We start from the raw sequence: 24,606 nt of genomic DNA on the forward strand, positions 1-24,606 counted from the left end.
GGAGTTTGCTGCGTTGAGATTGCCGGAAGCATTTGTCGCGAAAATGAAGAAGCTGCTTGATGAAGAAGCAGACGAGTTTTTCGCTGTTTATGAAAACGAAAAAATCAACGGCTTGCGCGTCAATCCGTTGAAAACCGACCCGGGCGCATGGGCAAAAACGGCGCCCTTTTCCCTTTCCCCGGTGCCGTTTTGCCCGACCGGGTTTTATTATGAGCCGGACGAACAGCCGGGAAAGCATCCGTACCATACGGCCGGCCTGTATTACATTCAAGAACCGAGCGCGATGGCGGTCGCCGAAGCGCTGCGTCCCGCCCCTGGGGAGAGGGTGCTTGACTTGTGCGCCGCCCCTGGCGGGAAAACGACCCAGCTTGGAGCGATGATGGAAAACAAAGGGCTGCTTGTCGCCAACGAAATCCACCCGAAACGGGTCAAAGCGCTCGCAGAGAACGTCGAACGGTTCGGCTTGACGAACACCGTTGTCGTCAATGAAACTCCCGAGGCGCTTGCCGAGCAGTTTCCGGGCTTTTTTGACAAAATTTTAGTCGACGCCCCCTGTTCCGGCGAAGGCATGTTTCGCAAGGATGAAGAGGCCGCTTCGTTTTGGAGCCCGGCTTATGTGGAAGAATGTGCGGCCAGACAGCGGCGCATTTTGGAAAGCGCCTATGCGATGCTGAAAGAAGGCGGCATTCTCGTCTATTCCACGTGCACGTTCTCTCCGGAGGAAAACGAACAAACGATTGAATGGCTGCTTGAGACGTACGAGGATTTGCAGTTGTTACCCATTGCGAAAATCGGCGGCATCGAGCCAGGGCGGCCGGAATGGACGAAAACCAATCGATCCGATCTCGTACACACCGCCCGCCTTTGGCCGCACCGTCTGAAAGGGGAAGGGCATTTTGTCGCCAAACTGCAAAAACAGCGGCCCACCTCACCTTGGCGAGGGCGGTGGGCGAAATCGAGCGCGCCAAAAGCCGCTATCCGCCTGTATCGCCAGTTTGAACAAGAGGCATTGCGGACAGAGCGAGACGGCACGTTCGTGTCATTTGGCGCCCATTTGACTGTGTTGCCCGAGCGTTGCCCGGATTTGTCCGGTTTGAAAATCGTCCGCGCCGGGTTGCACTTAGGGGATGTGAAAAAAGAGCGGTTTGAGCCGAACCATGCCCTTGCCTTGGCGTTGCGGACAGAGGAAGCGAAACATGTGCTTGACCTATCGAGCGCGAGCCGCGAAATCGTCCAATATTGGCGCGGCGAGACGCTTTCCACCGGCGGCGACCGCGGTTGGCTGCTTGTGGCCGTGGATGGATTTCCGTTCGCCTGGGGGAAAGAAGTGAAAGGAACGGTGAAAAACTTTTATCCAAAAGGGCTCCGTCTCATCTGAAGCATCGGAAAAGCGGGTGACAAAGAAGCTCCTAACCGCAAAAAAGACTGTCCTGCACACGCGGACAGTCTTTTTTACTGGTGCTGCTTCGTCGGAATTGTTAAGGTAAACACGATCTCATCGGCGGCCAAATCGATTTTTTTTGCCGCCACCTGATAACCGTTGCCAAAGCGAATGTCCGTGAGCGCGACGTAGACGCGGGTGTGCTCCGGGTCAATCGCCACTTCATCCGGCAGCGGGGCGTGCTTTTGTAAGTAGCGAAGCACATACGTCACTGGCAGCTTCCAGTCGCCGAGCGAAATCGTCGGCTCCGTGAGCTCGACATTCCCTCCTTTGATTACTTTGGGCACAAACGAGACGACAAGTTCGACCGAGCGGCCTAAAATGGGGATTTCGCTTGAAACATAGACGCGATCGGCGAGCCAAACGCGGTATTGCAGCGGATGGCCTTTCGTTTTTTTCACCAAATAATCGTTAATGACGGCGTTCAAATGCGCTTTCTTCGAGTAAACAGTAAATGAGGCTCCTTCGACATCCGGGTGCGCCGGCCGTTTCACCGGCGGAGACGGCTTAAACAACCAGGCGGCGGCTAAAACAATGACCGCCGCGTTGACAGTCGCCAACATCCAAAACGCTCGTTTCCAATTCATTGCAGCAATCTCCCTATCCACCATTCTTTTCGTTCCTTTAACGCTTCATACACCCGTATGGCCATCTGTTCGTATCCTGCGGCATTCGGATGAAACTCATCGCGGTAGAGCAAATCATCGCGGTCAGCAAAAATGTCTTGGATATCGACAAAAATCGTTCGCTCATACCGTGAAAGCACTGCCAGGCTGGCGCTGTTCCACTCAGCGATGACATCATCGATTTCCGGAATGTTCGGCAACGTGCTCGAAAACGGGTTGTATAAGCCGACGAGCACAACGACGGCATCGGGGTTCACCGTGCGCAATGATAGAATGAGATGGTCCAATCGAGAGGCAAATGCCTTTGCCTCTTTCAAAAACCGTTCGTGCGACAAATCAAAAAAATGTGAACGGACGACATTCATCACATCATTGCCGCCGATCGTGACAAGGACGAGATCCGCTTGGCTGATTTCCCTTTCATGCGCCTTGATGACTGGCTTGAGCTCCACAATGCGCCGGCCGCGTTTTCCTAAATTCGTCACGGTGACCGTCCGCACTCCGTCTTCTGCCGAAAGGAGCGGGACAAGGCGGCCAACATAGCCCCCTTTCCCTTCGCCATCCCCGACTCCTTCCGTCAACGAATCGCCCAAAGCGACCAAATGTATATCTTTCGGAAGCGGCTTTGCTTCCGTCTGCTTGACGGCGGCTTCATGCGGGCGCTCCGGCTTTCCGCCCGCCGAAAGCGACACGCATCCGGCGAGCAGCCAGCAGCACAACAACCATCCCCACCGTCTCATTGTTTGACACCTGCCTTTTGCCGCAACAAGGGGAAAGACGAAAAGAAGGCAAAAAGGCGGTAGCCGTTTTTGCCTCATTGCGACGACTGCACGATTTTGATATGCTCTAAAATCGTTTCGTACGGCACATCTTGCACGCCGCTGTACGTCTGAACCACTTTTCCGTCCGGCCCGACCAAATAAAAGCTGGTGCCATGCACGACTTGATCGTCATTGGCTGGCTTTTGCACGATCGTTTTAAAGCTTTTTTGCGCCAGCTCGCTAATTTCGGCCGGGCTGTATCCGGTAAGCAAATGCCAGTTTGATAGGTCGTCTGTAAATTGTTTCGCATACGCCGCCAGTTTTTCGGGCGTGTCGACTTCCGGATCAACGCTGAAGGAGACAAACTCGACATCCAGTCCTTCTTTCTTTGCCATTTGTTTTAATTTCGCCATATGGGCCGTCATCGGCGGACAAACCGTTTCGCAATTTGTAAAAATAAAATCGGCGACCCACACTTTTCCTTTTAAGTCGCGAAGCCCAAACGGCTTGCCCGTCTGATCGACAAACGTAAAGTCCTCCACCGGCCAGTTTTTGGCGTCCGGAATCGTTTTTCCGCACGCCGCCAGCAAAAGAACAACGAGAAAAAGCGCGATTCGTTTCCACATCGATGGATCCTTCCTTTTCGACAAAAATATGTTGATGCCGCACAACAACGGCGTTTATTCATCAAGCGCCGCTTCCTCCGTGTAGTACATGAGCGCCAACGCCCCAGGATCGGTGTGAATGGAAATGACCGTCGTTGTTTCAACGATGTCAATCGGTGAATAGCCGATGATGTCTGTCACCGCTTCCTTGAGCCGCTCCGCCCACCGAGGAGCATCGGCATGGGCGATGGCGATTTTCTCTACCCGTTTGGCCCCTTGTTCCTCGACAAGACGGCCCGCCAAATGGGACACCGCTTGCGAAAAGCTGCGAACCTGGGCAACCGGCGTATACAGCCCGTCAACCAGAGCGGCGATCGGCTTATGTCAAATGAAGCGGAACGACTTCAACGCCGTGCTCGGCAAGCACCGAAAACGGCACATCGACCGTTGAGTCGGTTACAATTTTGATTGGTTTCATTCGCTCACTCCTAATACTGATGATCTCGTTTCCATTATATAATGAAACCGGCAAAAATCCTACCTAAAAACGTCCATGAGCAAGCTTGGCTCATCCCCAAGCAGGAACATCGCCCATTATGAACGATACCGGCAGAAAAAAAGTTGTTTTGCCGCCAAGGGCAAAACAACAACAGTCATGCATTATGCTTTAACGCCGTTTCTTTAAAGATCTGTTCATATACCGGCCATTTCAGCACTTTCTTCAAATGTTCGCGGAACGAGTAAACGGAACGGTTTGTTCTCGACCGATACACTTTTGCAATAAACGCCTCCAAGCGCAGTTGGACCATGAATCGGTACGTATTCTCTTCCTCCAATACTGGAATTTCGATAATCTTGACCTTCTGCCCATACGCGTTTTGAAACTCGAGGCTTTTGAATAGCAAAATATCAATCCTCTTTTTCACCGATTTACTTTTATTATACACCAATCCGGTGAAAAAGTATGTCGGAATGCGGCGAATTTGTTCCGACTTTTTTCGTCTTTTTTCGTTAGATCAATAAATGGAACAAGTTCGGGTCTTTGTTCACTTCTTGGAACGGGAAGCCTTTTTTCTTCATCCGCTCGATGAGCGGCGCGTAGTCTTCGCGCCGTTTCAGCTCGATGCCCACAAGCGCCGGTCCGCTTTCTTTGTTGTTTTTCTTCGTGTATTCAAACCGGGTGATGTCATCGGTCGGCCCAAGCACTTCATCCAAAAACTCACGCAACGCCCCAGCCCGCTGCGGGAAGTTGACGATGAAATAGTGCTGCAGTCCTTCGTAAATCATCGAACGCTCTTTGATTTCCTGCATCCGGTCGATGTCGTTGTTGCCGCCGCTTATGACGCAGACGACTGTTTTGCCTCGGATTTGTTCCTTGTAAAAATCAAGCGCGGCGATCGGCAGCGCCCCTGCCGGTTCAGCGACAATGGCGTTTTCGTTGTACAGCTCCAAAATCGTCGTGCATACTTTTCCTTCCGGAACGACGACGATGTCATCAAGCACCCCGCGGCATAAGGCGAATGTCTTTTCCCCGACCGTCTTGACGGCAGCGCCGTCAACGAACTTGTCGATTTCATCGAGCGTCACCACATGTCCGCGCTCGAGCGCCGCTTTCATCGATGGGGCGCCAGCCGGCTCGACCCCGATGACTTTGGTGGACGGAGAAATGCTTTTCACATACGTCCCTAGTCCGGCCATCAATCCCCCGCCGCCGATGCTGGCGAACAAAAAGTCGATCGGTTCATCACAGTCGTTTAACACCTCGACGCCAATCGTCCCCTGTCCGGCAATGACGTATTCATCATCAAACGGATGGATGAACGTCCGCCCTTCCGCCTCGGCGCACTTCACCGCTTCGTTGTATGAATCGTCAAACGTGTCGCCGACAAGCACGATCTCGACCATGTCTTTGCCAAACAGCTGCACTTGCGACACTTTTTGCCGAGGCGTCGTCGCCGGCATATAAATTTTCCCGTGCACGCCAAGCGCCCGGCATGAATAGGCCACCCCTTGGGCATGGTTGCCGGCGCTGGCGCATACCACCCCGTTTCTCCGCTCCTCATCGGTTAAATGCTTCATCCGGTTGTACGCCCCGCGCAACTTAAACGAACGCACGACTTGCAAATCCTCGCGCTTTAAGTAGACATTGCACTCGTAGCGCTCGGATAACAGCGGATTTTTTTGCAGCGGCGTATGGAAAACAACATCCTTCAGCGTATGATACGCGATCAAAATGTCCTCGACGTATACCGCCCCTTGCTTCCGTTTCAGCTGTTGTTCCATGCTCTCGTTCCCTTTCTTTTCTAAGTTGTCTTTGATTTGTAGATTATATCACAAATCCGCAAAAAGAAAAGGGAATTTTCGAAAAGTTTTTGAGTGAAGATGGGCTGGCTCGCGATCATCGCGATTATCCCGCTTTACCGGACGCTTCCGCCGACCGGATTCACGCTTTTGGACTGACGCCATCCGATGAGCGCCGTCCTTCCTGCTCGAAACCTCTCTCTAGCCGTCCTGCCAGACGGCAACGCGGCGAATTGTGCAGCATATGTACGGCGAACTACTTCTTCATGCGCAAGCGGACAGAAAAAACGACCGGCGCTATGCCCGGTCGTCCTCTTTTTTGAACTCTTCTTCCTCGGCAAATTCCGTCGCCCATCTTCCTTCATCATACCAGCGGTGCGCTTCTTCCCGTCTTGCTTCTTCGTGCACATGGTTTTCCATATACAAATGGAAAAACGCTTCAACCGCCCCGATCGCCAAGGCGCTGAAAAACGCGCCGTATGCCATGTTGACGGACGGGGCAATGAGGGCAAAGCTGACCGGCCAAATAAGCAAAAAGGAAAGCGGCACGTCAAGAGCGGCAGCGACAAAATGGCCGACGCGCGGCAACACGAACAGATCGCCGATCATATAAGAAACAAGCGCCGTCACGATCGTCATGAGTGAAATCAAGGAAAGCGGGGCATCGAAGATCGTAAACATCGAAAACAAGACGACGCTCCAAGCAGCGAGCTTGACGACAAACGGAACGATATGTTTCATCGTCTTCCTCCATTTCCATTGTGGTTCTATTGATTATCGTTCCTTTTTCGCCCCGCTTCTATGCAGAAACACGTTTTCAAAATGTTCCGATCTCAAACAAAAAGACGCCCCGTTTTTGGGGGCGTCTCGCAAACGTTTCGTACGCCAACGACAAACGCATATCCATGCCCGTGTCCCATCTATTTCGCCTTTTTCCGCTCATAAATGATAAAGGCGTGTTCATACGGATTCTTTTCATCTTTCCCTCCTGGCGTATAGGAAACGATTTCCCATTCATCGTCAGAAATGGGCGGATAAAACGTATCGCCGGGGAAGGAAGCAAAAATTTTTGTCACATACAGCCGGTCGACAATCGGCATCGTCGCCCGAAACAGTTCGGCCCCGCCGATGATAAACACTTCATCAGCGCGCGATGCGATCCATTGCTTGACTTCCTCGAGCGAATGAAGCACAAGGCAGCCTTCCGGACGAAACGAGCGGTTGCGCGTGACAACGACGTTATCGCGGCCGGGAAGCGGCCGGCCGATCGCTTCAAACGTCTTGCGCCCCATCACGATGGCATGGCCCATTGTCACCCGTTTAAAATACGCCAAATCGGCCGGCAAATGCCAAGGCAAGCGGTTGTCTTTGCCGATCACCCGGTTTTCATCCATTGCCACAATGTGCGAAATCATCGCGTCCTCTCCTTTACACAGCCACCGGTGCTTTAATCGTCGGATGCGGGTTGTAGCCGACAATTTCAAAATCGTCGTATTCGTAATCGAAAATGGACGGCGGCTTCCGTTTGATCACGAGCTTCGGCAGCGGGCGCGGCTCGCGCGTCAGCTGCAGTTTCGCCTGTTCGAGATGGTTTTTGTACAAATGGACATCACCGCCGGTGAAAATGAGTTCGCCGACATCGAGATCGCATTGCTGGGCGATCATATGCGTCAACAGCGCGTAGCTGGCAATGTTAAACGGCAGCCCTAAAAACGTATCAACGGAGCGCTGCTGCCACATGCACGACAACCGACCGTTCGCGACATAAAACTGAAAGGCATAATGGCACGGCGGCAGCTTCATCTCGTCTAATTCCGCTACGTTCCAAGCGCTCACAAGCAACCGGCGTGAATTCGGATTTCGTTTGATCTCCTCGACGACCCACGCGATCTGGTCGATTGTTTTCCCGTCCGCCCCTTTCCATGAGCGCCATTGCGCGCCGTAAATCGGGCCGAGATCGCCGTTTTCGTCCGCCCACTCGTCCCAAATCGTCACGCCATTCTCCTGCAAATAGCGGACGTTCGTATCGCCTTTTAAAAACCAAAGCAGTTCATAAATGATGGAGCGGATATGCAATTTTTTCGTTGTCACGAGCGGAAATCCATCTTGCAAGTTGAAGCGGAGCTGGCGGCCGAACACCGACAGCGTGCCGACGCCCGTGCGGTCTTCTTTTTCGACGCCGTTTTCCAAAATATCCTCCAAAAGCTGCAAATATTGCCGCAATGTTCTCACCTCACGCTCTATCATACCATAAAGCAACGCATGGTGAACCACTTGTCCATAAAAAAACGAGCCTTTTACGAGGCCCGTTCCGCCAATCCGCGGATCAACGCATATGTTCTCGGCGCTGCCGCCCGCAACGTTTGCCGCGTCTTGTCGCTTGCATAATAATAGGCAAACGACTCGGCAAAATACTCTTCCGGATAAGTCAAAAAATAATATTCGCCAGGAAAGAGCCGCGGCGCCTCCTCCCGCCAAATCGCTTGAAATTCGTCCGTTTCATGAATGCGGTCAAATACGATGTAATCGAGCGAATGAGCAAACTCATGCAGCTCCAAATTGACCGAGCCATGCCCTTTTCCTTTTTCGCTATGGCCGAGGCGGACAAGCACTAAATGCGACCCACCGATGCCCGGCACGTCATCCCATGTTTTCGAACCCGGCATATAACCGCGCGGCGTTTTTCCGCGCAAATGGCGGGCCGTCGGCTCATCGGTGATCGGGCCGGTCAACAGTTGGATGTAAATATGGTGGTCCGCCGCCTGCTCTAAAATCGTGCGATCAATGCGGGCGAGCGTCCGGATCATTTCATTCGCTTCAGAGGCGGAAAACTCCGTCTCCGGCACGATGATGATGCGGCCAAGCACATCATGAGACGGAACACCCCTAAGACCAAGGCTGCTTTCTTCAAGCAGCACGCCATGGGCAGCCGGATACGGTGAGAACGATAGAAGCGGAACGGCGAACAGCGCCGCCAACAAACTAGTGAACAGCCGTTTCATCGTGGTTCCCCCGCTTCTTTCAATCTATGAAAATCATATCATAGAACGAAGCGGGAAAAAACGCGCAAAATAAGGAAAGAACCGCGGCCTGCTACGTCCGCCAGTTCGGCGGCGTATTTTTTGACCAGTAGATTTTCCCGAGTTCATGATGGGCTTGAAACCCATCATCGCATGTATGATAGTGAAACTGAAACCAATATCCGTCTTGCGGCGGATGTTCGCGGCGGACGTGGAAGCGAATGACATCTTCTCCCGTATCGGCGCGGTAAATATGGAAAATGCGTTCTCCTTGCCTGCCAGACGGATTTTCCGAAACAGCCAAATAGCGGAGCTCCTCTTCCGGATAACGATCGGCAAGCTCGGCGATCACTTCTTCCATGCGCGGCAAAATGACGGCGCGAAACTCATCTTCAATGACCGGAGCGATTTTGCGGCCGAATTTTTCATGGGACTGGGCAACGGCCTTTTCCATCGTCCGCTCAATGAATTGAGCTCGCGTCAACGAAACCGCTTCCTCGGCACGACTTGTTGGACTGTGCTGCCAGTCGGAAGACGATGCATCATCTGACGGCGGATCTTTGGCCGCGAGCAGCGAAGCGGGCGGTGTGACGAGTCCAAACGTGCAGACGGTAATGGCGGCAACAAGCGTTTTTCGAAGCCAAGACGGCAGCTTCATCGCCTTCACCTCCCGCTACCGCCGATCAGCGGCCGGAGACGCGAACAAGCCGGTCGCTTTTAATTTTGCGACCGCCCGGCGCAACACTTCTTCCGGCTGGACAAGGGCGATGCGCACATACCCTTCGCCGCTCGGCCCAAACGCGTGCCCAGGCGTCACAACGACGCCGGCTTGGTCGATGAGCGCCTTCGCAAACGAAAGCGACGTCCATCCGTCCGGAATTTTCGCCCACACGAACATGCCGGCTTGCGGACGGTCAACCGTCCAACCGATGTCAGCGAGTCCATCCACGAGCACATCGCGGCGCGCTTGATACATCATGCGGCTCTGGGCGCAAAAGCCGGCGCCATGGCGGAGCACTTCCGCGGCCGCTTTTTGCAGCGGCCAAAAAATGCCGTAATCCAAATTGGACTTGAACTCGGCAAACGCACGAATCACCTCGGCATTTCCGCATAAGTAGCCGACCCGGCAGCCGGCCATGTTGTAGCTTTTTGACAACGAATTGATCTCCACGCCAACGTCCTTTGCGCCTGGAACAGAAAGAAAACTCACCGGTTTGTTTCCGTCATAATACAGCTCGCCGTAAGCAAAATCGGAAACAACGAGGATATCGTACCGCTTCGCAAACTCAACCACTTCGCGATAAAATGATTCTGTCGCTACGGCGGGCACCGGATTCCCTGGAAAGTTAAGAAACATGATCGCCGCCCGTTTGGCGATGTCCTCCGGGATCGCACGCAAATCCGGCAAAAAGCTGTTTTCCTCCCTCAGCGGCAGAAAATACGGCATCGCTTCCGCCATCGCCACCCCCGCCGCATACGCCGGGTACCCGGGATCCGGCAATAGAATGACATCCCCCGGGTCAGCGAACACCATCGGCAAATGAACGAGCCCGTCTTGTGACCCGATCACGTACGTCACTTCCGTCTCTGGATCGAGCACAACGCCATGCGCCGTCCGATAATAATCGGCGACCGCTTCATGAAACTCGCGAATGCCCTTTAATGTGTAGCCGTACGCATTCGGCTCGTTGGCGTAGCGGGCGATCGCCTCACGCACAAACGGCGCCGGGGGCAAATCCGGGCTGCCAACGCTCAAGTCGATCCACTCGTCATGAAGGTGGCGCTGCTTTTGACGATACGCCGTCAACTCGGCGAAAATCGATGCCGAAAACGCGTTCATTCGTTTCGCTTTTTTCATTTCGTCTTCCTCTCCCTTGACAAGACAAAAACTGCATTTTCTTTTTGCTTTTGTTGGTATATACTTTTATCATAGTTCCGAAAGAAGACACCCGCTTCAACCGCGTGAAGGTTGCAGCCCAGCGATCAGCGACAAATGGATGTCGGTTGGCGTCAGCCAAAACACATGATAAAATCAAGGTATATCATGTTCTTTGTGAACTGGATATAGGGGGTTGCATGGAGAATATCCAATGCGAAAACCAAGCAAAGCCTTCCATGCGTAAAATATCCAAGGCGCGAAAGAACTCCGAATCGTCGGATGCCTAGGGTTGGGACGACCCGAAGTCACGCTCAGGGAGACGAAAGAATGCTTTCGTCGTGGAACTGAGAAGCTCCCACTTCAAGCAAAGCGAAGTGGGGGTAGTTCACATGAATAGTGTATCATAGATTCTCAGCGAAAATATAGACAGAAAGGCGGGAAAAATGAAACATGAACACGATCTTTTTTGCGGCCAGCCTCATTACATTGCTTTACTTTATTTATAGTTGTATCGCCAACGCCTAAACGCTCTTGGCGATCCATCCAGCTCCCTTGGCATTCTGTTGGATGCGAAGGGAGTTTGCGCATGAAAACGACAAAAGGAGCCCCGCATCGGGAGCTCCTTTTTAATCGATTTTTGTTTTTTTGCGGGCAGAGTCAAGCTCGAACGCGCCTGTCTCCGTCTCCGTCGTGCCTTGCCCTCGAACATCTGGGGCGCTGACGCCCGTTTTCGAACGATCTTTTTTCCGCTTCGGCACGCCCGATCACCTCCGCCCTTATCGTTCCCGCCAACGCGCCGTTGTATGCGGAACGAAAGCGAATCAACGCAAGCGGTTCGCTCCTCGCTCGCACCGCATCAGCCGCAATATTTGTCAAACGCAGCCAAAATATTTTCCATCACGTCCTCCATCGAGTGAAACTCGATGTCTTCGCGCGGAATGAAGTGAACGACTTCTTTCCCCTTTAAGAGCGCCATCGACGGCGAAGACGGCGGATAACCGACAAAGTACTCGCGCATTTTCGCTGTCGCTTCCTTATCCTGGCCAGCGAACACCGTCACCAAATGGTCCGGCTTTTTCTCGCTCCGCAACACCGCCTGCGTCGCCGCGGGGCGCGCCAATCCAGCGGCGCAGCCGCACACTGAGTTGACAAAAACAAACGTCGTTCCTTCCACTTGTTTCATAAACTGCTCGACTTCTTCGCTTGTGCGCAATTCGCGGAAACCGGCGCGGACAAGTTCATCGCGCATCGGCTGCACGAGTTGGCGCATATAGTCTTCGTAAGCCATTGACATTGCCCTCATCCCTCCACATTCATCATCGCTGCGCTATCAGCATACTATATTTTCGTTTGAAAAATCAATGAAGAGAACCGTCCACGGCCGCATGTCTCTAAACGGCATCATTCAGAACAAACGGGGCTAAACGCACCCGTTTGGCCGCCATCAAACGAGCGATTTCGTTTCGCTTTCTATCAACCGCCGCGGCCATTGTCAGCGACCAAACATATACTATGCCATCGATGGCCATGAAAGGAGCGTGCACATGGGATACATTGAAGAACTGCGAAAAATCATTGGAACCCGGCCGATCATCTTGGCGGGAGCCGGGGTCGCTGTCACCGATGAATGCGGGCGGATTTTATTGCAGAAACGCCGCGACGGCTTATGGGGACTGCCCGGCGGTTTGTTGGAGTTGGGGGAGTCCGCAGAAGAAGCAGCCCGGCGGGAAGTGTGGGAAGAAACAGGGCTGGAAATCGGCAAACTGGAACTAGTCGATGTGTTTTCTGGAAAAAAATATTTTGTTCGGCTGCCTAATGGAGATCAATATTACCCAGTCACTGTTGTTTATCTCACCCGTGATATCCGCGGTGGAGAACTGAAAGAAGACGGGGAAGAATCGCTGGAAGTGAAATTCTTCCCTTTTCATGAATTGCCAAACGAACTCTCTCCTCTTGTTAAAGATTTTATCGAACAATATTTCAGGGGATGACGAGCCAAGCCTTGGAGCTCTCTCCAAGGCTTCACCATTGTTGAAAACACTCTTTTCTAAGAACCAAATCCGCAGCTGGAGGGGCAAAAAAATTTAGAAGCCCATTTTAATGGTAATAAATTGAAGAATAATCGGCGCACCTTTTGGCGGCGGCTCGGCTGTTTTCAACGTCAGTTTCCCCTTTTCCACCTCATACAGTTTTTCCGGTTGCAGCACCCCATTAATAAACAAGTTGATCCATGATACATGTTTCGGATCTAAAATACCGCGGTCGCCGTACTCTCTCAGTTCATCGCCGTCTGTATAGACGGTTTTCACTCCGTCTGATATGGTGTTATACTGGTACGTTTCCGCCTGCAAGACACGCGGAGGGAAGTGGAGCGCCACACGGAGGGGAATGGTCAGTACAGCATGGGTCCAATCGTATACTTTGGAAGCAGCAATCACATGTTTTGCTGTTGAAGATGTCCGTTTCATTCGTTTGCTCACCCAAACACACCATATTGTTTCGTGATCATTTCACTCCGCAAGATATTTTGCATTAGTATATTCACCTCCCATCTTCAAAGTGAATAGCAAACAAAATGGCAGGTTAATGAACGGTAGTAAAAAATCACTATATTCCACTTAATTCCGTCTATTATAACAGGATCATAAAACGACCAAATTCGTTTAAAATGTTTGTTTCATAATTCAAATTCACTGGTAAAACAGGCTGGTATAGCAGGGCAAAAACATCATTTTTCTCCCATTACGGCAATCGCCGAGCCATCCTCTGTAATTAATCCATACAATAAAATGAACCTATGGCACCGGCTGATTGCCAACAGAGTTCCAGATACTAAAAAGAACGGATGATAATTGGCTCAGCTTCGGGGCCACAGCATGTTAAACACAAAATGGAGAAGGGGAGATTGTATGGCTTTGCAATTAATTAAATTGTTTGTCGCCGCTACTACCACGACAGAGGTTGCACCAGACGTCGCAAGATTTTTTTACATCACAACAGCTGAAACAGCAGAAGGAGCAACCTTAACGATCGACGCAGCCAGCTTTTTGCAAGACGACGGCAGCCAAGCGACACAGCTGCCAGCATTGGCAACTAACAATAGCTACTTTAACGTGTACATTAACGGCGTTTTGCAAATGGAAGGGATATCGACGTACACCCCAGGAGCTACCGGCGTCGGGTCACTGTCCATTACCGTCCCGACCGGAAGCGGCTCGATTCCAGCTAACACCCCGGTTGTGCTCGAAATTGTTCAATTCGCTCCAAGCTCCAACACTACTGTGACGACGTAACAGCCGTACTCTTTTCGATCATAAAAACAGGCGCACCGATGGGCGCGCCTGGTTTACTGTTCTGTTTCGTTTTCTTTCTTCCGGCTCTCCGTCATTTGCTTCCACACAGACCCTTTCGCTTCTTCGCCGCCTTCGATCCGTTCAATGGCCATTTTCACTTGCAAGCTCACTTCAAACTCCGGATCGTTTTCCGCCGCTTTCAACGCTGGCAGCGCCGATTCGTCGCCGACTTCGTACAAAAACATGGCCGCGCGCCAACGGACGAGCTTGCTTTCGTCCTTTAGCGCTTCGATCATGGCCGGAATGGCCTCCGGATCGCCGATGTCGGACAAACAGTCGCCGGCGGTGCGGCGGACAGCGACAGCAGGATCTTTTAACGCTTCATACAAATACGGAAGCACCTTTTTGCCGCCGATCATGCCGAGATACGCCGTCGCCAGGCGGCGAATCGCCATTTTTTCATCCTTGAGCGCCTTGGCCAACACCGGGATATCGTCCTCGGTCGGCTCGGCCATCTGTTCGAGCGCGGCATACCGTTTGCGCCAATCCGGGTCATCGAGCATCTCGCTCGTCACTTTGAGGCTTGGACGCTTTTGCACCGTTTTTTCCTGCTCGCCGCGGCGGAACATGTTGACGATCCGCTCCAGCCGCTCGGGCGGATAGGCTGCCGACAGCTCATCGACTATTTCGCGGCCGATTTCCTCAAACGTGCCGTAGCGCACTCCTTTTTCGACCCATTTGCGCTCAAGCACAACATTTCCTGCGTATTTTTGCGCCTCAATGACCGCGTCCATAAACGGTTTCGGCAGCCCGACGCGGTGTTCGCGCTCCCCATCGACAAGCTTCACTTGCATCGGCAGACCGTACAGCATTTGCACGAACACTTTCACTTCGCCGAAATGTTCGTTTCCTTTCGGCTTTGTCTCGGCGCCGTCATCCACTTTCTCGCCGAACACTTCGCGCACTTTCGCCAAAATGTCGCGCCAGTCGTATTTCGGATGGCGTTCAATAGCCAAAAAATCAGCGACATGGTAAATGCCTTTCACTCCGTCAATGCGCATCAATGCTTGAATAAGCGGCGGCGCTTCGCTGATGTTGTCCGGTTTGTAGTTATGGCGCGTGCCGGAAGGCAATTCTTCATCAAGCAATATTTTCATCGTGTTCGGGCTTGGCGTCGGCTCAATCGCTTGAATGCGCAAGCGTTACCCCTCCTTGCCTTACAGCAGCTTTTCAATTTCCTTTCTCAGCTCGCTTGGCTTTGTTTGCGGTGCGAAACGAGCTACAACCTTGCCGTTGCGGTCGACCAAAAACTTCGTGAAATTCCATTTGATCGCCTTTGTTCCCAATGCCCCCGGCGCCTCTTCTTTCAAATATTGAAACAGCGGATGGGCGTGATCGCCATTCACATCCACTTTCGCAAACAGCGGGAACGTCACACCATAATTCAACTGGCAAAATTGCTCGATTTCCTCTTCCGTCCCCGGCTCTTGGCCGCCGAACTGGTTGCACGGAAAGCCTAGCACAACAAACCCGCGATCGCGATATTCGTCATACAGCTCCTGCAGTTCTTTATACTGCGGGGTGAAGCCGCAACGGCTCGCCGTGTTGACAATCAACAGCACGTTGCCTCGATAGACGGAAAGCGGTTGTTCCTCTCCGCGAATGGTTTTGGCGCTGAATTCATATACACTCATGATTTTTCACCTCATCTCCATCATAGCGGATTTCATGGTTTGTTTCTACTTTTTGCATCGTTACTGCCCGGCGAACAGCTGCAATTGTTCAAGTGATGAAACCATATACGGCACCATCTCCGGCAAATCGGCGGCGTTTTCCTCATAAATGAGGCGTGCAAATTCGACCACGGCTTCATTTTCATACGGGCCGCGTTCATGTGGAAATGGAAAGCGGAGCGTTTGCCGGATGATTCTCTCCTCCCCCCAAATCGTCCGCAGCGTTCCTTCAATGAGCGCACAAACGGACGAGCGGCGAACCGGAAGGGTAAACAGAAGAGCGAGCCGACAGCCGGCCCGGCCGTGATAGAGCCGCTCATTGACCAGCTCAGCAAAATCAAGCGAAAGCCGCGCGGTGCAGACGACGAGCGGATCGGGCGCATCATTCAGCCGAAATGAAATGGCGTACTCCCGAAACAAACGGGCCAAATCGACAAGGTCGCGGCGCTCGACCACGGCAATGCGCCCTTGCAAATCCGCGTCATATACCGCCCCTTCCAACACCGTTTTTAAATTGTCAAAGGCTGTCGGATCCAATCGGAATTCCCCCTTTTTGTTCACCAGCTGTTTAAGGTCAAAAAAATCAATTGAAGAATGTTGACAAAGTTTTTATAATTAAGGTATTTAGTAACGAGACAGAAACGGAGGGGACACCATTGCCAATCAACATTCCAAAAGACTTGCCGGCGAAAGAAATACTCGAACAGGAAAACATTTTCGTGATGGACGAAGAACGGGCTTACTCCCAAGACATCCGGCCGCTCAACATCATCATTTTAAACTTGATGCCCGAAAAAGAAAAAGCAGAGACACAGTTGCTGCGGCTGCTTGGCAACTCGCCGCTGCAAGTGAACGTCACCTTTTTGCGCCCGGCGACCCATGAGCCGAAAACGACAAGCAAACATCATTTAGAACAATTTTACACGATTTTCCCGCACATCCGCCATCGCAAGTTCGACGGAATGATCATCACCGGAGCCCCGGTCGAGCAATTGCCGTTCGAAGAAGTTACGTATTGGGATGAGCTGACCGATATCATGGAATGGACGAAAACGAACGTCACGTCAACGTTGCACATTTGTTGGGGAGCACAAGCTGGCTTATACTATCACTACGGCATTCCGAAATACCCATTGCCGGAAAAATGCTTCGGTGTGTTCAACCATACGGTGGAAGCGAAAAACGTGAAACTATTGCGCGGTTTTGACGATGTGTTCCGCATGCCGCACTCCCGCCATACCGACGTCAAGCGCGAAGACATCGAAAAAGTGCCAGATCTCACCATTTTGTCCATGTCCGACAAAGCCGGCGTTTGCCTCGTTGCATCGAACGACGGGCGCCGCATTTTCTTAACGGGTCATCCAGAATATGATGCGACAACGCTCAAAGAAGAATATGAACGCGACTTGGCGAAAGGGCTGCCGATTCACATCCCAGAATCATACTTTCCCAATGATGACCCAAGCCAGCCGCCGCTGAACACATGGCGCTCGCATGCCAATTTACTGTTTGTCAACTGGCTGAACTATTACGTGTATCAAGAAACGCCTTATGAATGGGAATGAAATCAATATATGCAATCATTTCACTTGAACCATCCCGAAAAAACGCCTTGCTGAAACATATGCAAGGCGTTTTTCTCATTTTGGCCGATTGTTTTCGTGTTTCGACAATCGCCCTGTTCTTTTAGTTTTTTTTGACATACAATACGATAGATTCCACCAGGAGGTGAACATGATGGGCGCTTGGCATGGAAACAGCTTTGCGTTGATTGTCGTTCTGTTTATTTTGTTGATTATTGTTGGATGTGCCTGCTTGGGCGGATATGCCTACTAACCGAAATCACTGATTGCCTTCATCCGGCCGCCGTGTTTGCCAGCATCCGGCCGGCTTGCAGCGGGAAAGCGGGAACACGAACGCTTCCCGCTTTTTTTATGCTGGGCTGTAGACAACCATGCATAGGAATGAAGGCATCGTCCATGCTAAACGTATGACAACGGCAGCCAAAGGAGGTGGAGCTCATGACGAAACGCCCAAACAACGGCAGCCGCAATCAAAACGCGCCAACGCAAGATCCGATGGCCTTGCTTCGCGGCCCGGTTTCCGGCGATAACAGCAAAGGACGTCGGCAAAACAAAATCCAAAATGACAAAACCGATGAAAATGCCTAACCTGCAAAAAAGCGGCCGTTTTTTAGCCGCTTTTTTGCTTCTAAAATTCAATCCCTTTCATCGCGGTCCTTCCTTGTTCATAGTCATACTTGATGAGCTTCATTTCCGTAACGATATCGGCAGCCGCCATCAGCTCAGGGCGCGCCGCGCGCCCCGTGATGACAAGATGGAGCGACGGCGGGCGCGTGCGGATCAGCTCGAGCACCTCGCTGACTGATACGATATCTTCAACGGGAAAGCGGTCAATGGCCAACACATTGTTCAGTTCATCGAGCACAATCATATCATACCGTCCGGAATACACATATTCTTTGGCCACCGCCCAGGCACGCTTCAATGCTTCCCGGTGGATGTCCGGCGTTTTCGTCCATGTGAAGCCGGCGCCGAGCTGACGGACGTCGACGCCAAGGCGCTCTAGGGCCAACTGCTCGCCGTATGTTCGTTCCGGCGATTTCAAAAACTGCAAAACCGCGACGTTCATTCCTCGGCCGACGGCACGCAGGGCAAGCCCCAATGCGGCCGTCGTTTTTCCTTTTCCGTCGCCCGTATAAACGATGACACGCCCGCTACGACGAGGCGTCGGCATCGACCATGCCCCCTTGCCGCTCCGGAAACCATTGGAGCGTCTCACGCAGACGAACGACATCGCCGATGATGATGATGGCTGGATGGGAAATGCCCGCCTGTTCCGCCTCATCTGACAGCGTCGAAAGCGTCGCCGCCACCGTGCGCTGCCGCTCGGTCGTCCCCCATTCAATGATGGCCGCCGGCGTATCCGACGGCTTTCCGGCCGCCATCAAACGGCCGCAAATATCCGACAAGTTGGCCGCCCCCATGTAGACAATGATCGTATCGCATCCTCGAGTCAGCGCCTCCCAATCGATCCGCTCACTCCGATGCCCGCTGACCATCGCCACTGAGGCGGCGTAATCACGGTGGGTGACCGGAATGCCGGCGTACGCCGGCACAGCGATGCCGGATGTCACCCCTGGAACGATTTCAAACGGAATTCCGGCTTTCACCAACACTTCCGCCTCTTCACCAGCGCGGCCAAAGACGCACGGATCGCCGCCTTTTAAACGGACGACCGTCTTTCCTTGTTGCGCATGCCAAACGAGCAGCTCATGAATTTGTTCTTGAACCGTGTCATGTTTTCCCGGCTCTTTGCCGCAGTAAAGAAGCTCGGCGCCGGGCTTCGCGTAGCGCAGCAGCTTACGGTTGATGAGCCGGTCGTAAATAATGACATCCGCCCGTTCTAGGCATTCGCGGCCGTAAACCGTGATGAGCTTTTCATCACCCGGCCCAGCGCCGACTAAATACACTTTGCCGACGGTCATCGCCCCTTCTCCCCTTTCGCATTGGCCGTGGAAATGCCCGCCGAGGCGAACGTCGCCATTTCGTTCACCATCGCCATTGCTGAAATCAAGAGCGGAAACGCTACCGCCGCGCCGCTTCCTTCGCCAAGGCGCATGCCGAGATCCAAAAGCGGCTCCTTCTCTAGCAAACGAAGGGCTATACTGTGCCCCGGCTCTTGCGAACGATGGCCGGCAATCATATAGTCTGTGACGTTCACGGCAAACTGGCGGGCCACAAGGGCAGCCACCGTGCAAATAAAACCGTCAAGCAAAATCGGGATGCGTCGTTCGGCGGCTGCCAGCATCGCCCCGGCCATAGCAGCGATCTCCAACCCGCCGATTTTCGAAAGCCATTCAAGCGGCTTCGCCGGATCCGGCCGATGAAGCAAGAGCGCCCGTCGGATCACGTCCTGTTTATGGGCAAGCATTTCCTCCTTAATGCCGCTTCCTTTGCCAACGATGCGCTCAAGCGGTTCATCGGTCAACGTGGCCAATAAGGCGCTCGCGGCGGTCGTATTGCCGATGCCCATTTCGCCGACAATGAGCGTGCGGACGCCTTGTTCAATGATGGACGCCGCCTGTTCGTAACCGACATGAAGCGCCTGTTCGGCCTCGGACGGCGTCATCGCTTCCGTTTCCGCGAAATTGTTCGTTCCCGGGCGCACCTTTTTCTGAATGACGCGCTCATCAGCAATCGGCACGGCGACACCGACATCAATCACCTGAAGCAACGCGCCGATTTGCCGGCTGAAGGCGTTGATCGCCGCTCCGCCGTTGGCAAAGTTGTACACCATTTGCGCCGTCACTTCGGCCGGATAGGCAGACACCCCTTCTTCCGTGACGCCATGATCGGCCGCAAACACGAGCACTCCGGGCGGAGTGACGCGTGGAAGCAGCTCCCCGGTCATGCCGGCAAGCGTTGCCGCCACTTCTTCAAGACGGCCGAGGCTGCCGGGCGGTTTGGTCAATTGATCGATATAGGCACGCGCTTGTTCAACCATTTCACGGTGGATCGGTGGGATGGAAACATTCATCATGGGCGCACAATATCCCCCATCAAGCGGGAATATGCGCTTCCTCCTTTCTCGTCTATGATTGAGGGAACGCGTCAACTTTTCCATCCGAATCATGCCAACACCGTTGGCGAGGGCAAAACGGACGATTTGACGGCTGATTTTATGGTTTATAACCTTCATCCAGCAGGACTCTTTACGGCCGATTGTGCGAATCATATGGAGCTTCTTCGCTTTGCCCAACGTTCGCCGCAAAGCCGCATATCGTCGGCGAATGAAAGCGCATTGGCTGTCCTTGAAAAACAACGATTTCGTTCCAATGCTGGCAACGGCGATATAACGAAGTCCCAAATCAACGCCCATTGCCTTGGTGTCTTCCCGTTGTTGGACTTCAACTGTGATCGCGACAGCCAAATTGACGCATCATCTGTTCGATCCGCTCGACCGCCACGTGCTGGCGGACATGAGCGGCAAGCCGGTCGAACGCCTTTTCTTTGAGCGAGCGAAAGAGTCGGACGCCAGAAGGAGCGATTCCTTTTTGGCGGCGAATGTTGTTGAAAAACGCGGTGCGGAACGCATCGTTATGAAACAAATCGTGCATGTACGTGCCCAGCACCCGCTCATCACTGTGCTTCGCCCCTTCATGGCGGCCGTCCGCCTCAATAAGCGGCGCATAGCCAGGAAGCGGCGCCGAGCGGCCCATATGAATCTCGTATCCTTGCACCGAAAACCGCTCGCCCGCCCACGTAAGCATCCCTTCCGTACGGATCGTGATTTTCGTCCGCTCAAGCGTCGTTTCAATCGGCAGCAAACCAAGTCCTTTTACTTCGGGGAGCGGCGTCTCGACTCCATACGGATCGCGGATGACAGCGCCAAGCATTTGGTAGCCGCCGCATAAGCCGACGACTCTCGCTTTTCCTTCATTGACAAGCGACACAATGCGGGAAGCGAGTCCTCTTTTCTTCATATAAATCAAGTCTTCGATCGTGTTTTTGCTGCCGGGAAGCACGATCACATCCGGCGCTCCAAGCTCGTCGACGTGCGTCACCAACCGGACGCGGCAGTCCGGTTCTGCCAGCAGCGGGTCGATGTCGGTGAAATTGGCGATTTTCGGACAGCGGATGACAGCGACATCAATCGCTTCCTCTCCCCCGACAGATGAAGCAAACCGCTCAAGCGACAGCGAATCTTCAGCATCGATCGCCAAATCAGGCAAATATGGAACGACGCCAAGCACCGGCACGCCGGTGTGCTGCTCAAACCAATCGAGCCCCGGCTTAAGCAGCGCCACATCGCCGCGAAACTTGTTAATGATGACCCCAATGACCCGCTTTCGGTCCTCAGGCTCAAGCAGCGACAGCGTTCCAACGAGGCTCGCGAACACCCCGCCCCGCTCAATATCGCCGATCAACACGACCGGGGCGTTGGCGAGACGGGCGATGCGCATGTTGACCAACTCGCGGTCGTTTAAGTTTACTTCCGCCGGGCTTCCCGCTCCTTCAATGACAATCCGGTCATACTCGTTCATCAACGTTTCGAGCGACTGACGGATGACGGCCAGCCCTTGGTGGAAAAACTCGTTCCGGTAAGCGAACGCCTGCATATTGCCGTACGGTTTGCCAAGCACAACGATTTGCGATTCATGCTCGCGGCTTGGCTTAATCAAAATCGGATTCATCTCGGCGCGCGCCGCCACTCCGGCCGCTTCGGCCTGAATTCCTTGCGCCCGCCCGATTTCGTTTCCGTCCGGCGTCACGTAGGAGTTTAACGACATGTTTTGCGACTTGAACGGCGCCGTCTTCCAGCCGTCTTGGGCGAACATGCGGCAAAACGCGGTGGCGATGACGCTTTTGCCGGCATCAGAATGGGTGCCTTGAAACATAATCGGCAGCGCCTTAGCCATTGATGGTCACCTTCTCGCATTCGGCGAGCCACCGCTCAACCATCGCCGGGGCGGACGCGAAATGAAAATGGACATAGCCGGCGACAAGCCGGTGCGCCAAATAACCGTCAGGCTTCGTTCCTTTCCGGCCGCTCGTTTCGTAGGCAAACGGCACCTCGCCCCGCGGTTCGTACACGGAATAGTGAAATTCATGCCCGCGCGCTGTTTCTCCTTCCGGCAATAGAAAATTCCCTTTCCGCCCGCGCACTTCGCGATACCCAAGCGCCGCGAGCTTCGTCTTCATCACGACCTTCCCCGGGATGACGCCCGCCATCTCATAGGCCGCACCGTCCGTCGCAACAAGCTGTTCGGTGAGAAACATAAACCCGCCGCATTCGGCCAACGTCGGCAACCCGTGTTCGATGGCGGCGCGGATCGACTGTTTGACCGCGGCTTGCCTGGCGAGCTCGGCGGCAAACTCTTCCGGAAACCCGCCGCCGATATACAATCCGTTCACCCCATCCGGAAGCGGCTCGCCGGCGAGCGGGGAGAAATAAACAAGTTCCGCGCCATAGGCGGCCAATATCTCCAAGTTTTCTGGATAGTAAAAGTGGAAGGCGGCATCCTTCGCCACCGCGATGCGAACCGGATACGTCCGGCTTGGCTGGACAAGCGGCGCAGGCGCCTCCAGAGGCGGAGCGGACTCGGCGATTTGAAGCAGCGCCTCCCAATCGACTGTTTCCGCTACTTTTTCCCCAAGGGCGGCAAAAAAAGCATCCAATTCGCCGCGCTCCACCGACGGTACGAGCCCTAAATGCCGCTCGGGCAACGTCAGAGCCTCGTCTTTTGGCAAATAACCGACCGCCGGGATGCCGCACATTTGCTCGATGGCCGCCTCAATCAGCCGGAAATGCCCTTCGCTGCCGACGCGGTTGGCAAATACGCCGGCGATGCGGACATCCGGGTGAAACGTTTGAAATCCGCGGACGATGGCGGCGGCGCTGCGGGCCATGCCAGCGGCGTCAATGACAAGCAGCACCGGGCTTTCGGTCAACACGGTGATTTCAGCCGTCGACCCCTCGTCAGAAAGCGGCTGTTTCCCGTCAAACAGCCCCATCACCCCCTCGATGATGGCGATATCAGCCCCTTGACAACCGTTGGCGAGCACCGTTTTGACCGCTTCGCTTCCCATCATCCAACTGTCCAAGTTGCGCGCCGGCCGGCCGGTCACAGCCGTATGGTAAGTCGGGTCGATGTAGTCCGGACCGCATTTAAACCCTTGCACCGTATATCCTTGCTGCCTCATGGCCGCCATCAACCCAAGCGTCACGGTCGTTTTGCCGGCGCCGCTTCCCGGTGCGGCGATGACAAGCCGTCGCATGCCTCTTTCCCCTTTCCCTGCATGGTCGCTTTCTTTTGATGATCGATGAGCGCCACGGAAATCGTCACATTGCCGGACTTCTTTTTCACCAGCGCCAGCCGATCGGCCCCGCTGTACAATTTCGCCGCGGGCTCGCTCACCCCATATGCGCCGGTGTAGCGGTACACCGTTTCCGACGGCGCTTCGATCGGCACCGTGTTCAGCTCTTCTGGCGTATACGCAACCAATTCCCATCTATATTTGTTGACTACCTCCAAAAGGCCTTGTTCATCCTTTTTCAAATCAATGGTGCACACCGCTTTGACGCTTTTCATCGAAAAGCGCAGCTCATTGAGCGTCTCATGGATGACCGCTTCGATTTCGTCAGCCGATGTGCCGCGGTTGCAGCCGATGCCAAGGGCGATCACTTTCGGGCGATACAAGACGCCGTTTTGCAAAATGGCCTCTTCTTCCGGCGCAAGCAGGCGATGAGTGACCACAAGCGCGGCCGCCGGGCGGGCAGCGAGCGCTTCCGCGATTGAGCCGTACACGGTGATGTTTTTCGGCAGCGTCCGGCCCTCCGGCCACCAGCCGGCTTCCCCCGACTCTTGCACGATCGCCACCGGCTCTTCGTTCACGACCGCGGCGCTCACCGGTGTCAGCTTGTCGGCCGATTCCCATTCCCAGCCGAACTGGCGACCGAACAGATCGACGGCGATTGTCTGCTGCACGTCAGAAGCGGTCGTAATGACCGGGCGGGCGCTTAAAATGGCAGCAACGCGCCGCGTCAGTTCGTTCGCTCCGCCCAAATGGCCGGAAAGAACACTGATCACATGTTCAGCCTTATCATCGATCACCACGACCGCAGGATCGGTCTTTTTGTCTTTTAACAGCGGAGCGATCATCCGCACGACAGCGCCGAGCGAAATGATGCAAATGAGTCCGTCATAGCGGGCGAACAACTCCGGCAACAAGGCCCTGACGTTGCCGGAAAACAAGCGGATCCCGTGCTTGGCTTCATCGCCGCGGGCGAATTTATCCGTATAATAAACGTCCGCTCCCGCAAGAGCGCCTCCAAGGCGTCGGGCGATCTCGACCCCGTGTTTCGTAATGGCCACGACAGCATAGGCGCCGTGTCTTTCGTTGTTCGCGGCAGTAGCCCCCAC

Annotated in this window: 31 protein-coding genes; 6 read left to right on the forward strand and 25 right to left on the reverse strand. The window is 53.8% G+C overall.

Features of this window, described 5'->3' with window-relative positions:
- Positions 1-13: 13 nt before the first annotated feature.
- On the forward strand, positions 14-1,378 hold the full coding sequence (locus DI44_RS07885; RefSeq protein WP_033025413.1) for an RsmF rRNA methyltransferase first C-terminal domain-containing protein: 1,365 nt from the start codon (positions 14-16) through the stop codon (positions 1,376-1,378).
- A gap of 74 nt (positions 1,379-1,452) precedes the next feature.
- Here DI44_RS07885 and DI44_RS07880 read toward each other — a convergent pair whose 3' ends face one another.
- The 15 genes from DI44_RS07880 to DI44_RS07825 form a co-directional block, all read right to left on the reverse strand.
- Entirely contained in the window at positions 1,453-2,028 is a 576-nt protein-coding gene (locus tag DI44_RS07880) for a YpmS family protein (RefSeq protein ID WP_033025414.1), read from the reverse strand.
- Positions 2,025-2,807, reverse strand: a complete 783-nt coding sequence (locus DI44_RS07875; RefSeq protein WP_033025415.1) for an SGNH/GDSL hydrolase family protein — start codon at positions 2,805-2,807, stop codon at positions 2,025-2,027. The genes DI44_RS07880 and DI44_RS07875 overlap by 4 nt, the downstream gene beginning before the upstream one ends.
- A 74-nt stretch (positions 2,808-2,881) precedes the next feature.
- Positions 2,882-3,454: an SCO family protein gene (locus DI44_RS07870; protein ID WP_033025416.1), complete on the reverse strand. Its 573-nt coding sequence runs from the start codon at positions 3,452-3,454 to the stop codon at positions 2,882-2,884.
- 54 nt (positions 3,455-3,508) lie between these two features.
- Positions 3,509-3,808, reverse strand: a complete 300-nt coding sequence (locus DI44_RS0117120) for a DegV family protein (protein ID WP_227016151.1) — start codon at positions 3,806-3,808, stop codon at positions 3,509-3,511.
- 4 nt (positions 3,809-3,812) lie between these two features.
- The gene (locus DI44_RS18745; RefSeq protein WP_023634460.1) at positions 3,813-3,911 is read right to left on the reverse strand and encodes a DegV family protein; all 99 of its coding nucleotides are present in this window, start codon (positions 3,909-3,911) and stop codon (positions 3,813-3,815) included.
- Positions 3,912-4,086: 175 nt separating this feature from the next.
- On the reverse strand, positions 4,087-4,338 hold the full coding sequence (locus tag DI44_RS07865) for a YpmP family protein (protein ID WP_011231264.1): 252 nt from the start codon (positions 4,336-4,338) through the stop codon (positions 4,087-4,089).
- 106 nt (positions 4,339-4,444) lie between these two features.
- The gene (ilvA, locus tag DI44_RS07860; RefSeq protein WP_011231265.1) at positions 4,445-5,716 is read right to left on the reverse strand and encodes a threonine ammonia-lyase IlvA; all 1,272 of its coding nucleotides are present in this window, start codon (positions 5,714-5,716) and stop codon (positions 4,445-4,447) included.
- Between the two features lie 315 nt (positions 5,717-6,031).
- Positions 6,032-6,475 (reverse strand): YndM family protein, encoded by a 444-nt coding sequence (locus DI44_RS07855; protein WP_011231266.1) that lies wholly within the window; start codon positions 6,473-6,475, stop codon positions 6,032-6,034.
- A gap of 179 nt (positions 6,476-6,654) precedes the next feature.
- A complete protein-coding gene (locus DI44_RS07850) occupies positions 6,655-7,149 on the reverse strand; it encodes a dihydrofolate reductase (RefSeq protein ID WP_011231267.1) in 495 nt (164 codons plus the stop codon).
- 13 nt (positions 7,150-7,162) lie between these two features.
- Positions 7,163-7,957: a thymidylate synthase gene (thyA, locus tag DI44_RS07845; RefSeq protein WP_011231268.1), complete on the reverse strand. Its 795-nt coding sequence runs from the start codon at positions 7,955-7,957 to the stop codon at positions 7,163-7,165.
- Between the two features lie 74 nt (positions 7,958-8,031).
- Complete coding sequence (locus DI44_RS07840) at positions 8,032-8,736, reverse strand: hypothetical protein (RefSeq protein WP_011231269.1); 705 nt, start codon at positions 8,734-8,736, stop codon at positions 8,032-8,034.
- A 91-nt stretch (positions 8,737-8,827) separates the two neighbouring features.
- A complete protein-coding gene (locus DI44_RS07835; RefSeq protein ID WP_198527196.1) occupies positions 8,828-9,406 on the reverse strand; it encodes a YpjP family protein in 579 nt (192 codons plus the stop codon).
- Between the two features lie 21 nt (positions 9,407-9,427).
- Positions 9,428-10,612: an LL-diaminopimelate aminotransferase gene (locus tag DI44_RS07830; RefSeq protein WP_011231271.1), complete on the reverse strand. Its 1,185-nt coding sequence runs from the start codon at positions 10,610-10,612 to the stop codon at positions 9,428-9,430.
- 647 nt (positions 10,613-11,259) lie between these two features.
- Positions 11,260-11,391 carry a YuzL family protein gene (locus tag DI44_RS18075; protein WP_011231272.1) on the reverse strand — a complete coding sequence of 44 codons (132 nt, stop codon included), beginning with the start codon at positions 11,389-11,391 and terminating at the stop codon, positions 11,260-11,262.
- A gap of 98 nt (positions 11,392-11,489) precedes the next feature.
- A complete protein-coding gene (locus DI44_RS07825) occupies positions 11,490-11,927 on the reverse strand; it encodes a BrxA/BrxB family bacilliredoxin (protein WP_011231273.1) in 438 nt (145 codons plus the stop codon).
- A 250-nt stretch (positions 11,928-12,177) separates the two neighbouring features.
- On the opposite strand from DI44_RS07825, the gene DI44_RS07820 reads away from it, so the two are divergent.
- Positions 12,178-12,624 carry an NUDIX domain-containing protein gene (locus DI44_RS07820; RefSeq protein ID WP_011231274.1) on the forward strand — a complete coding sequence of 149 codons (447 nt, stop codon included), beginning with the start codon at positions 12,178-12,180 and terminating at the stop codon, positions 12,622-12,624.
- Between the two features lie 93 nt (positions 12,625-12,717).
- On the opposite strand, the gene DI44_RS07815 is transcribed toward DI44_RS07820, so the two are convergent.
- Entirely contained in the window at positions 12,718-13,101 is a 384-nt protein-coding gene (locus DI44_RS07815) for a DUF4183 domain-containing protein (protein ID WP_015374894.1), read from the reverse strand.
- 441 nt (positions 13,102-13,542) lie between these two features.
- Between DI44_RS07815 and DI44_RS07810 the strand changes: the two genes are divergently transcribed.
- Complete coding sequence (locus DI44_RS07810) at positions 13,543-13,926, forward strand: DUF4183 domain-containing protein (protein WP_011231275.1); 384 nt, start codon at positions 13,543-13,545, stop codon at positions 13,924-13,926.
- A 53-nt stretch (positions 13,927-13,979) separates the two neighbouring features.
- Here the strand turns inward: DI44_RS07810 and DI44_RS07805 are convergent, their stop codons facing one another.
- From DI44_RS07805 to DI44_RS07795, 3 genes are read right to left on the reverse strand one after another with little or no spacing between them, the layout of a single operon-like run.
- A complete protein-coding gene (locus DI44_RS07805) occupies positions 13,980-15,125 on the reverse strand; it encodes a conserved virulence factor C family protein (RefSeq protein ID WP_015374895.1) in 1,146 nt (381 codons plus the stop codon).
- An 18-nt stretch (positions 15,126-15,143) separates the two neighbouring features.
- Entirely contained in the window at positions 15,144-15,620 is a 477-nt protein-coding gene (locus DI44_RS07800; protein WP_014195888.1) for a glutathione peroxidase, read from the reverse strand.
- 60 nt (positions 15,621-15,680) lie between these two features.
- The gene (locus tag DI44_RS07795) at positions 15,681-16,196 is read right to left on the reverse strand and encodes a hypothetical protein (RefSeq protein WP_014195889.1); all 516 of its coding nucleotides are present in this window, start codon (positions 16,194-16,196) and stop codon (positions 15,681-15,683) included.
- Positions 16,197-16,315: 119 nt separating this feature from the next.
- On the opposite strand from DI44_RS07795, the gene metA reads away from it, so the two are divergent.
- The 3 genes from metA to DI44_RS19195 all read left to right on the forward strand — a co-directional run bounded on the left by metA (position 16,316) and on the right by DI44_RS19195 (position 17,830).
- A complete protein-coding gene (gene metA, locus DI44_RS07790) occupies positions 16,316-17,224 on the forward strand; it encodes a homoserine O-succinyltransferase (protein WP_014195890.1) in 909 nt (302 codons plus the stop codon).
- 172 nt (positions 17,225-17,396) lie between these two features.
- Positions 17,397-17,495, forward strand: coding sequence for a YjcZ family sporulation protein (locus tag DI44_RS18080; RefSeq protein ID WP_011231280.1), 99 nt, complete (start codon positions 17,397-17,399; stop codon positions 17,493-17,495).
- Between the two features lie 185 nt (positions 17,496-17,680).
- A complete protein-coding gene (locus DI44_RS19195) occupies positions 17,681-17,830 on the forward strand; it encodes a hypothetical protein (RefSeq protein ID WP_011231282.1) in 150 nt (49 codons plus the stop codon).
- Between the two features lie 40 nt (positions 17,831-17,870).
- Here the strand turns inward: DI44_RS19195 and cobO are convergent, their stop codons facing one another.
- The 6 genes from cobO to DI44_RS07760 all read right to left on the reverse strand — a co-directional run bounded on the left by cobO (position 17,871) and on the right by DI44_RS07760 (position 24,606).
- Positions 17,871-18,416 (reverse strand): cob(I)yrinic acid a,c-diamide adenosyltransferase, encoded by a 546-nt coding sequence (gene cobO / locus DI44_RS07785; RefSeq protein WP_033025418.1) that lies wholly within the window; start codon positions 18,414-18,416, stop codon positions 17,871-17,873.
- Positions 18,397-19,167, reverse strand: a complete 771-nt coding sequence (gene cobA, locus DI44_RS07780; RefSeq protein ID WP_033025421.1) for a uroporphyrinogen-III C-methyltransferase — start codon at positions 19,165-19,167, stop codon at positions 18,397-18,399. The genes cobO and cobA overlap by 20 nt, the downstream gene beginning before the upstream one ends.
- A complete protein-coding gene (gene cobT, locus DI44_RS07775; RefSeq protein ID WP_081823184.1) occupies positions 19,164-20,222 on the reverse strand; it encodes a nicotinate-nucleotide--dimethylbenzimidazole phosphoribosyltransferase in 1,059 nt (352 codons plus the stop codon). Before cobT ends, cobA begins: the two co-directional genes overlap by 4 nt.
- Positions 20,223-20,589: 367 nt before the next feature.
- Complete coding sequence (locus DI44_RS07770) at positions 20,590-22,101, reverse strand: cobyric acid synthase (protein WP_015374897.1); 1,512 nt, start codon at positions 22,099-22,101, stop codon at positions 20,590-20,592.
- A complete protein-coding gene (locus tag DI44_RS07765) occupies positions 22,094-23,461 on the reverse strand; it encodes a cobyrinate a,c-diamide synthase (protein ID WP_033025423.1) in 1,368 nt (455 codons plus the stop codon). Before DI44_RS07765 ends, DI44_RS07770 begins: the two co-directional genes overlap by 8 nt.
- Positions 23,407-24,606, reverse strand: a complete 1,200-nt coding sequence (locus DI44_RS07760) for a cobalamin biosynthesis protein (RefSeq protein ID WP_033025424.1) — start codon at positions 24,604-24,606, stop codon at positions 23,407-23,409. Before DI44_RS07760 ends, DI44_RS07765 begins: the two co-directional genes overlap by 55 nt.

It is taken from the genome of Geobacillus sp. CAMR5420 (genome assembly GCF_000691465.1).
GTDB lineage: Bacteria > Bacillota > Bacilli > Bacillales > Anoxybacillaceae > Geobacillus > Geobacillus thermoleovorans.

What these genes read in the sequence shown, in the direction of transcription:
- DI44_RS18080 (WP_011231280.1), top strand. Translation starts at nt 17,397, where the DNA reads ATGGGCGCTTGGCATGGAAACAGCTTTGCGTTGATTGTCGTTCTGTTT.
- cobA (WP_033025421.1), bottom strand. Translation starts at nt 19,167, where the DNA reads ATGACCGTCGGCAAAGTGTATTTAGTCGGCGCTGGGCCGGGTGATGAA.
- DI44_RS07875 (WP_033025415.1), bottom strand. Translation starts at nt 2,807, where the DNA reads ATGAGACGGTGGGGATGGTTGTTGTGCTGCTGGCTGCTCGCCGGATGC.
- DI44_RS07800 (WP_014195888.1), bottom strand. Translation starts at nt 15,620, where the DNA reads ATGAGTGTATATGAATTCAGCGCCAAAACCATTCGCGGAGAGGAACAA.
- DI44_RS07850 (WP_011231267.1), bottom strand. Translation starts at nt 7,149, where the DNA reads ATGATTTCGCACATTGTGGCAATGGATGAAAACCGGGTGATCGGCAAA.
- DI44_RS19195 (WP_011231282.1), top strand. Translation starts at nt 17,681, where the DNA reads ATGACGAAACGCCCAAACAACGGCAGCCGCAATCAAAACGCGCCAACG.
- DI44_RS07870 (WP_033025416.1), bottom strand. Translation starts at nt 3,454, where the DNA reads ATGTGGAAACGAATCGCGCTTTTTCTCGTTGTTCTTTTGCTGGCGGCG.
- DI44_RS07815 (WP_015374894.1), bottom strand. Translation starts at nt 13,101, where the DNA reads ATGAAACGGACATCTTCAACAGCAAAACATGTGATTGCTGCTTCCAAA.
- DI44_RS07855 (WP_011231266.1), bottom strand. Translation starts at nt 6,475, where the DNA reads ATGAAACATATCGTTCCGTTTGTCGTCAAGCTCGCTGCTTGGAGCGTC.
- DI44_RS07830 (WP_011231271.1), bottom strand. Translation starts at nt 10,612, where the DNA reads ATGAAAAAAGCGAAACGAATGAACGCGTTTTCGGCATCGATTTTCGCC.
- DI44_RS07770 (WP_015374897.1), bottom strand. Translation starts at nt 22,101, where the DNA reads ATGGCTAAGGCGCTGCCGATTATGTTTCAAGGCACCCATTCTGATGCC.
- DI44_RS07840 (WP_011231269.1), bottom strand. Translation starts at nt 8,736, where the DNA reads ATGAAACGGCTGTTCACTAGTTTGTTGGCGGCGCTGTTCGCCGTTCCG.
- DI44_RS07810 (WP_011231275.1), top strand. Translation starts at nt 13,543, where the DNA reads ATGGCTTTGCAATTAATTAAATTGTTTGTCGCCGCTACTACCACGACA.
- cobO (WP_033025418.1), bottom strand. Translation starts at nt 18,416, where the DNA reads ATGCCGACGCCTCGTCGTAGCGGGCGTGTCATCGTTTATACGGGCGAC.
- DI44_RS07880 (WP_033025414.1), bottom strand. Translation starts at nt 2,028, where the DNA reads ATGAATTGGAAACGAGCGTTTTGGATGTTGGCGACTGTCAACGCGGCG.
- cobT (WP_081823184.1), bottom strand. Translation starts at nt 20,222, where the DNA reads ATGATGAATGTTTCCATCCCACCGATCCACCGTGAAATGGTTGAACAA.
- DI44_RS07825 (WP_011231273.1), bottom strand. Translation starts at nt 11,927, where the DNA reads ATGTCAATGGCTTACGAAGACTATATGCGCCAACTCGTGCAGCCGATG.
- DI44_RS18745 (WP_023634460.1), bottom strand. Translation starts at nt 3,911, where the DNA reads ATGAAACCAATCAAAATTGTAACCGACTCAACGGTCGATGTGCCGTTT.
- DI44_RS07820 (WP_011231274.1), top strand. Translation starts at nt 12,178, where the DNA reads ATGGGATACATTGAAGAACTGCGAAAAATCATTGGAACCCGGCCGATC.
- DI44_RS07765 (WP_033025423.1), bottom strand. Translation starts at nt 23,461, where the DNA reads ATGCGACGGCTTGTCATCGCCGCACCGGGAAGCGGCGCCGGCAAAACG.
- ilvA (WP_011231265.1), bottom strand. Translation starts at nt 5,716, where the DNA reads ATGGAACAACAGCTGAAACGGAAGCAAGGGGCGGTATACGTCGAGGAC.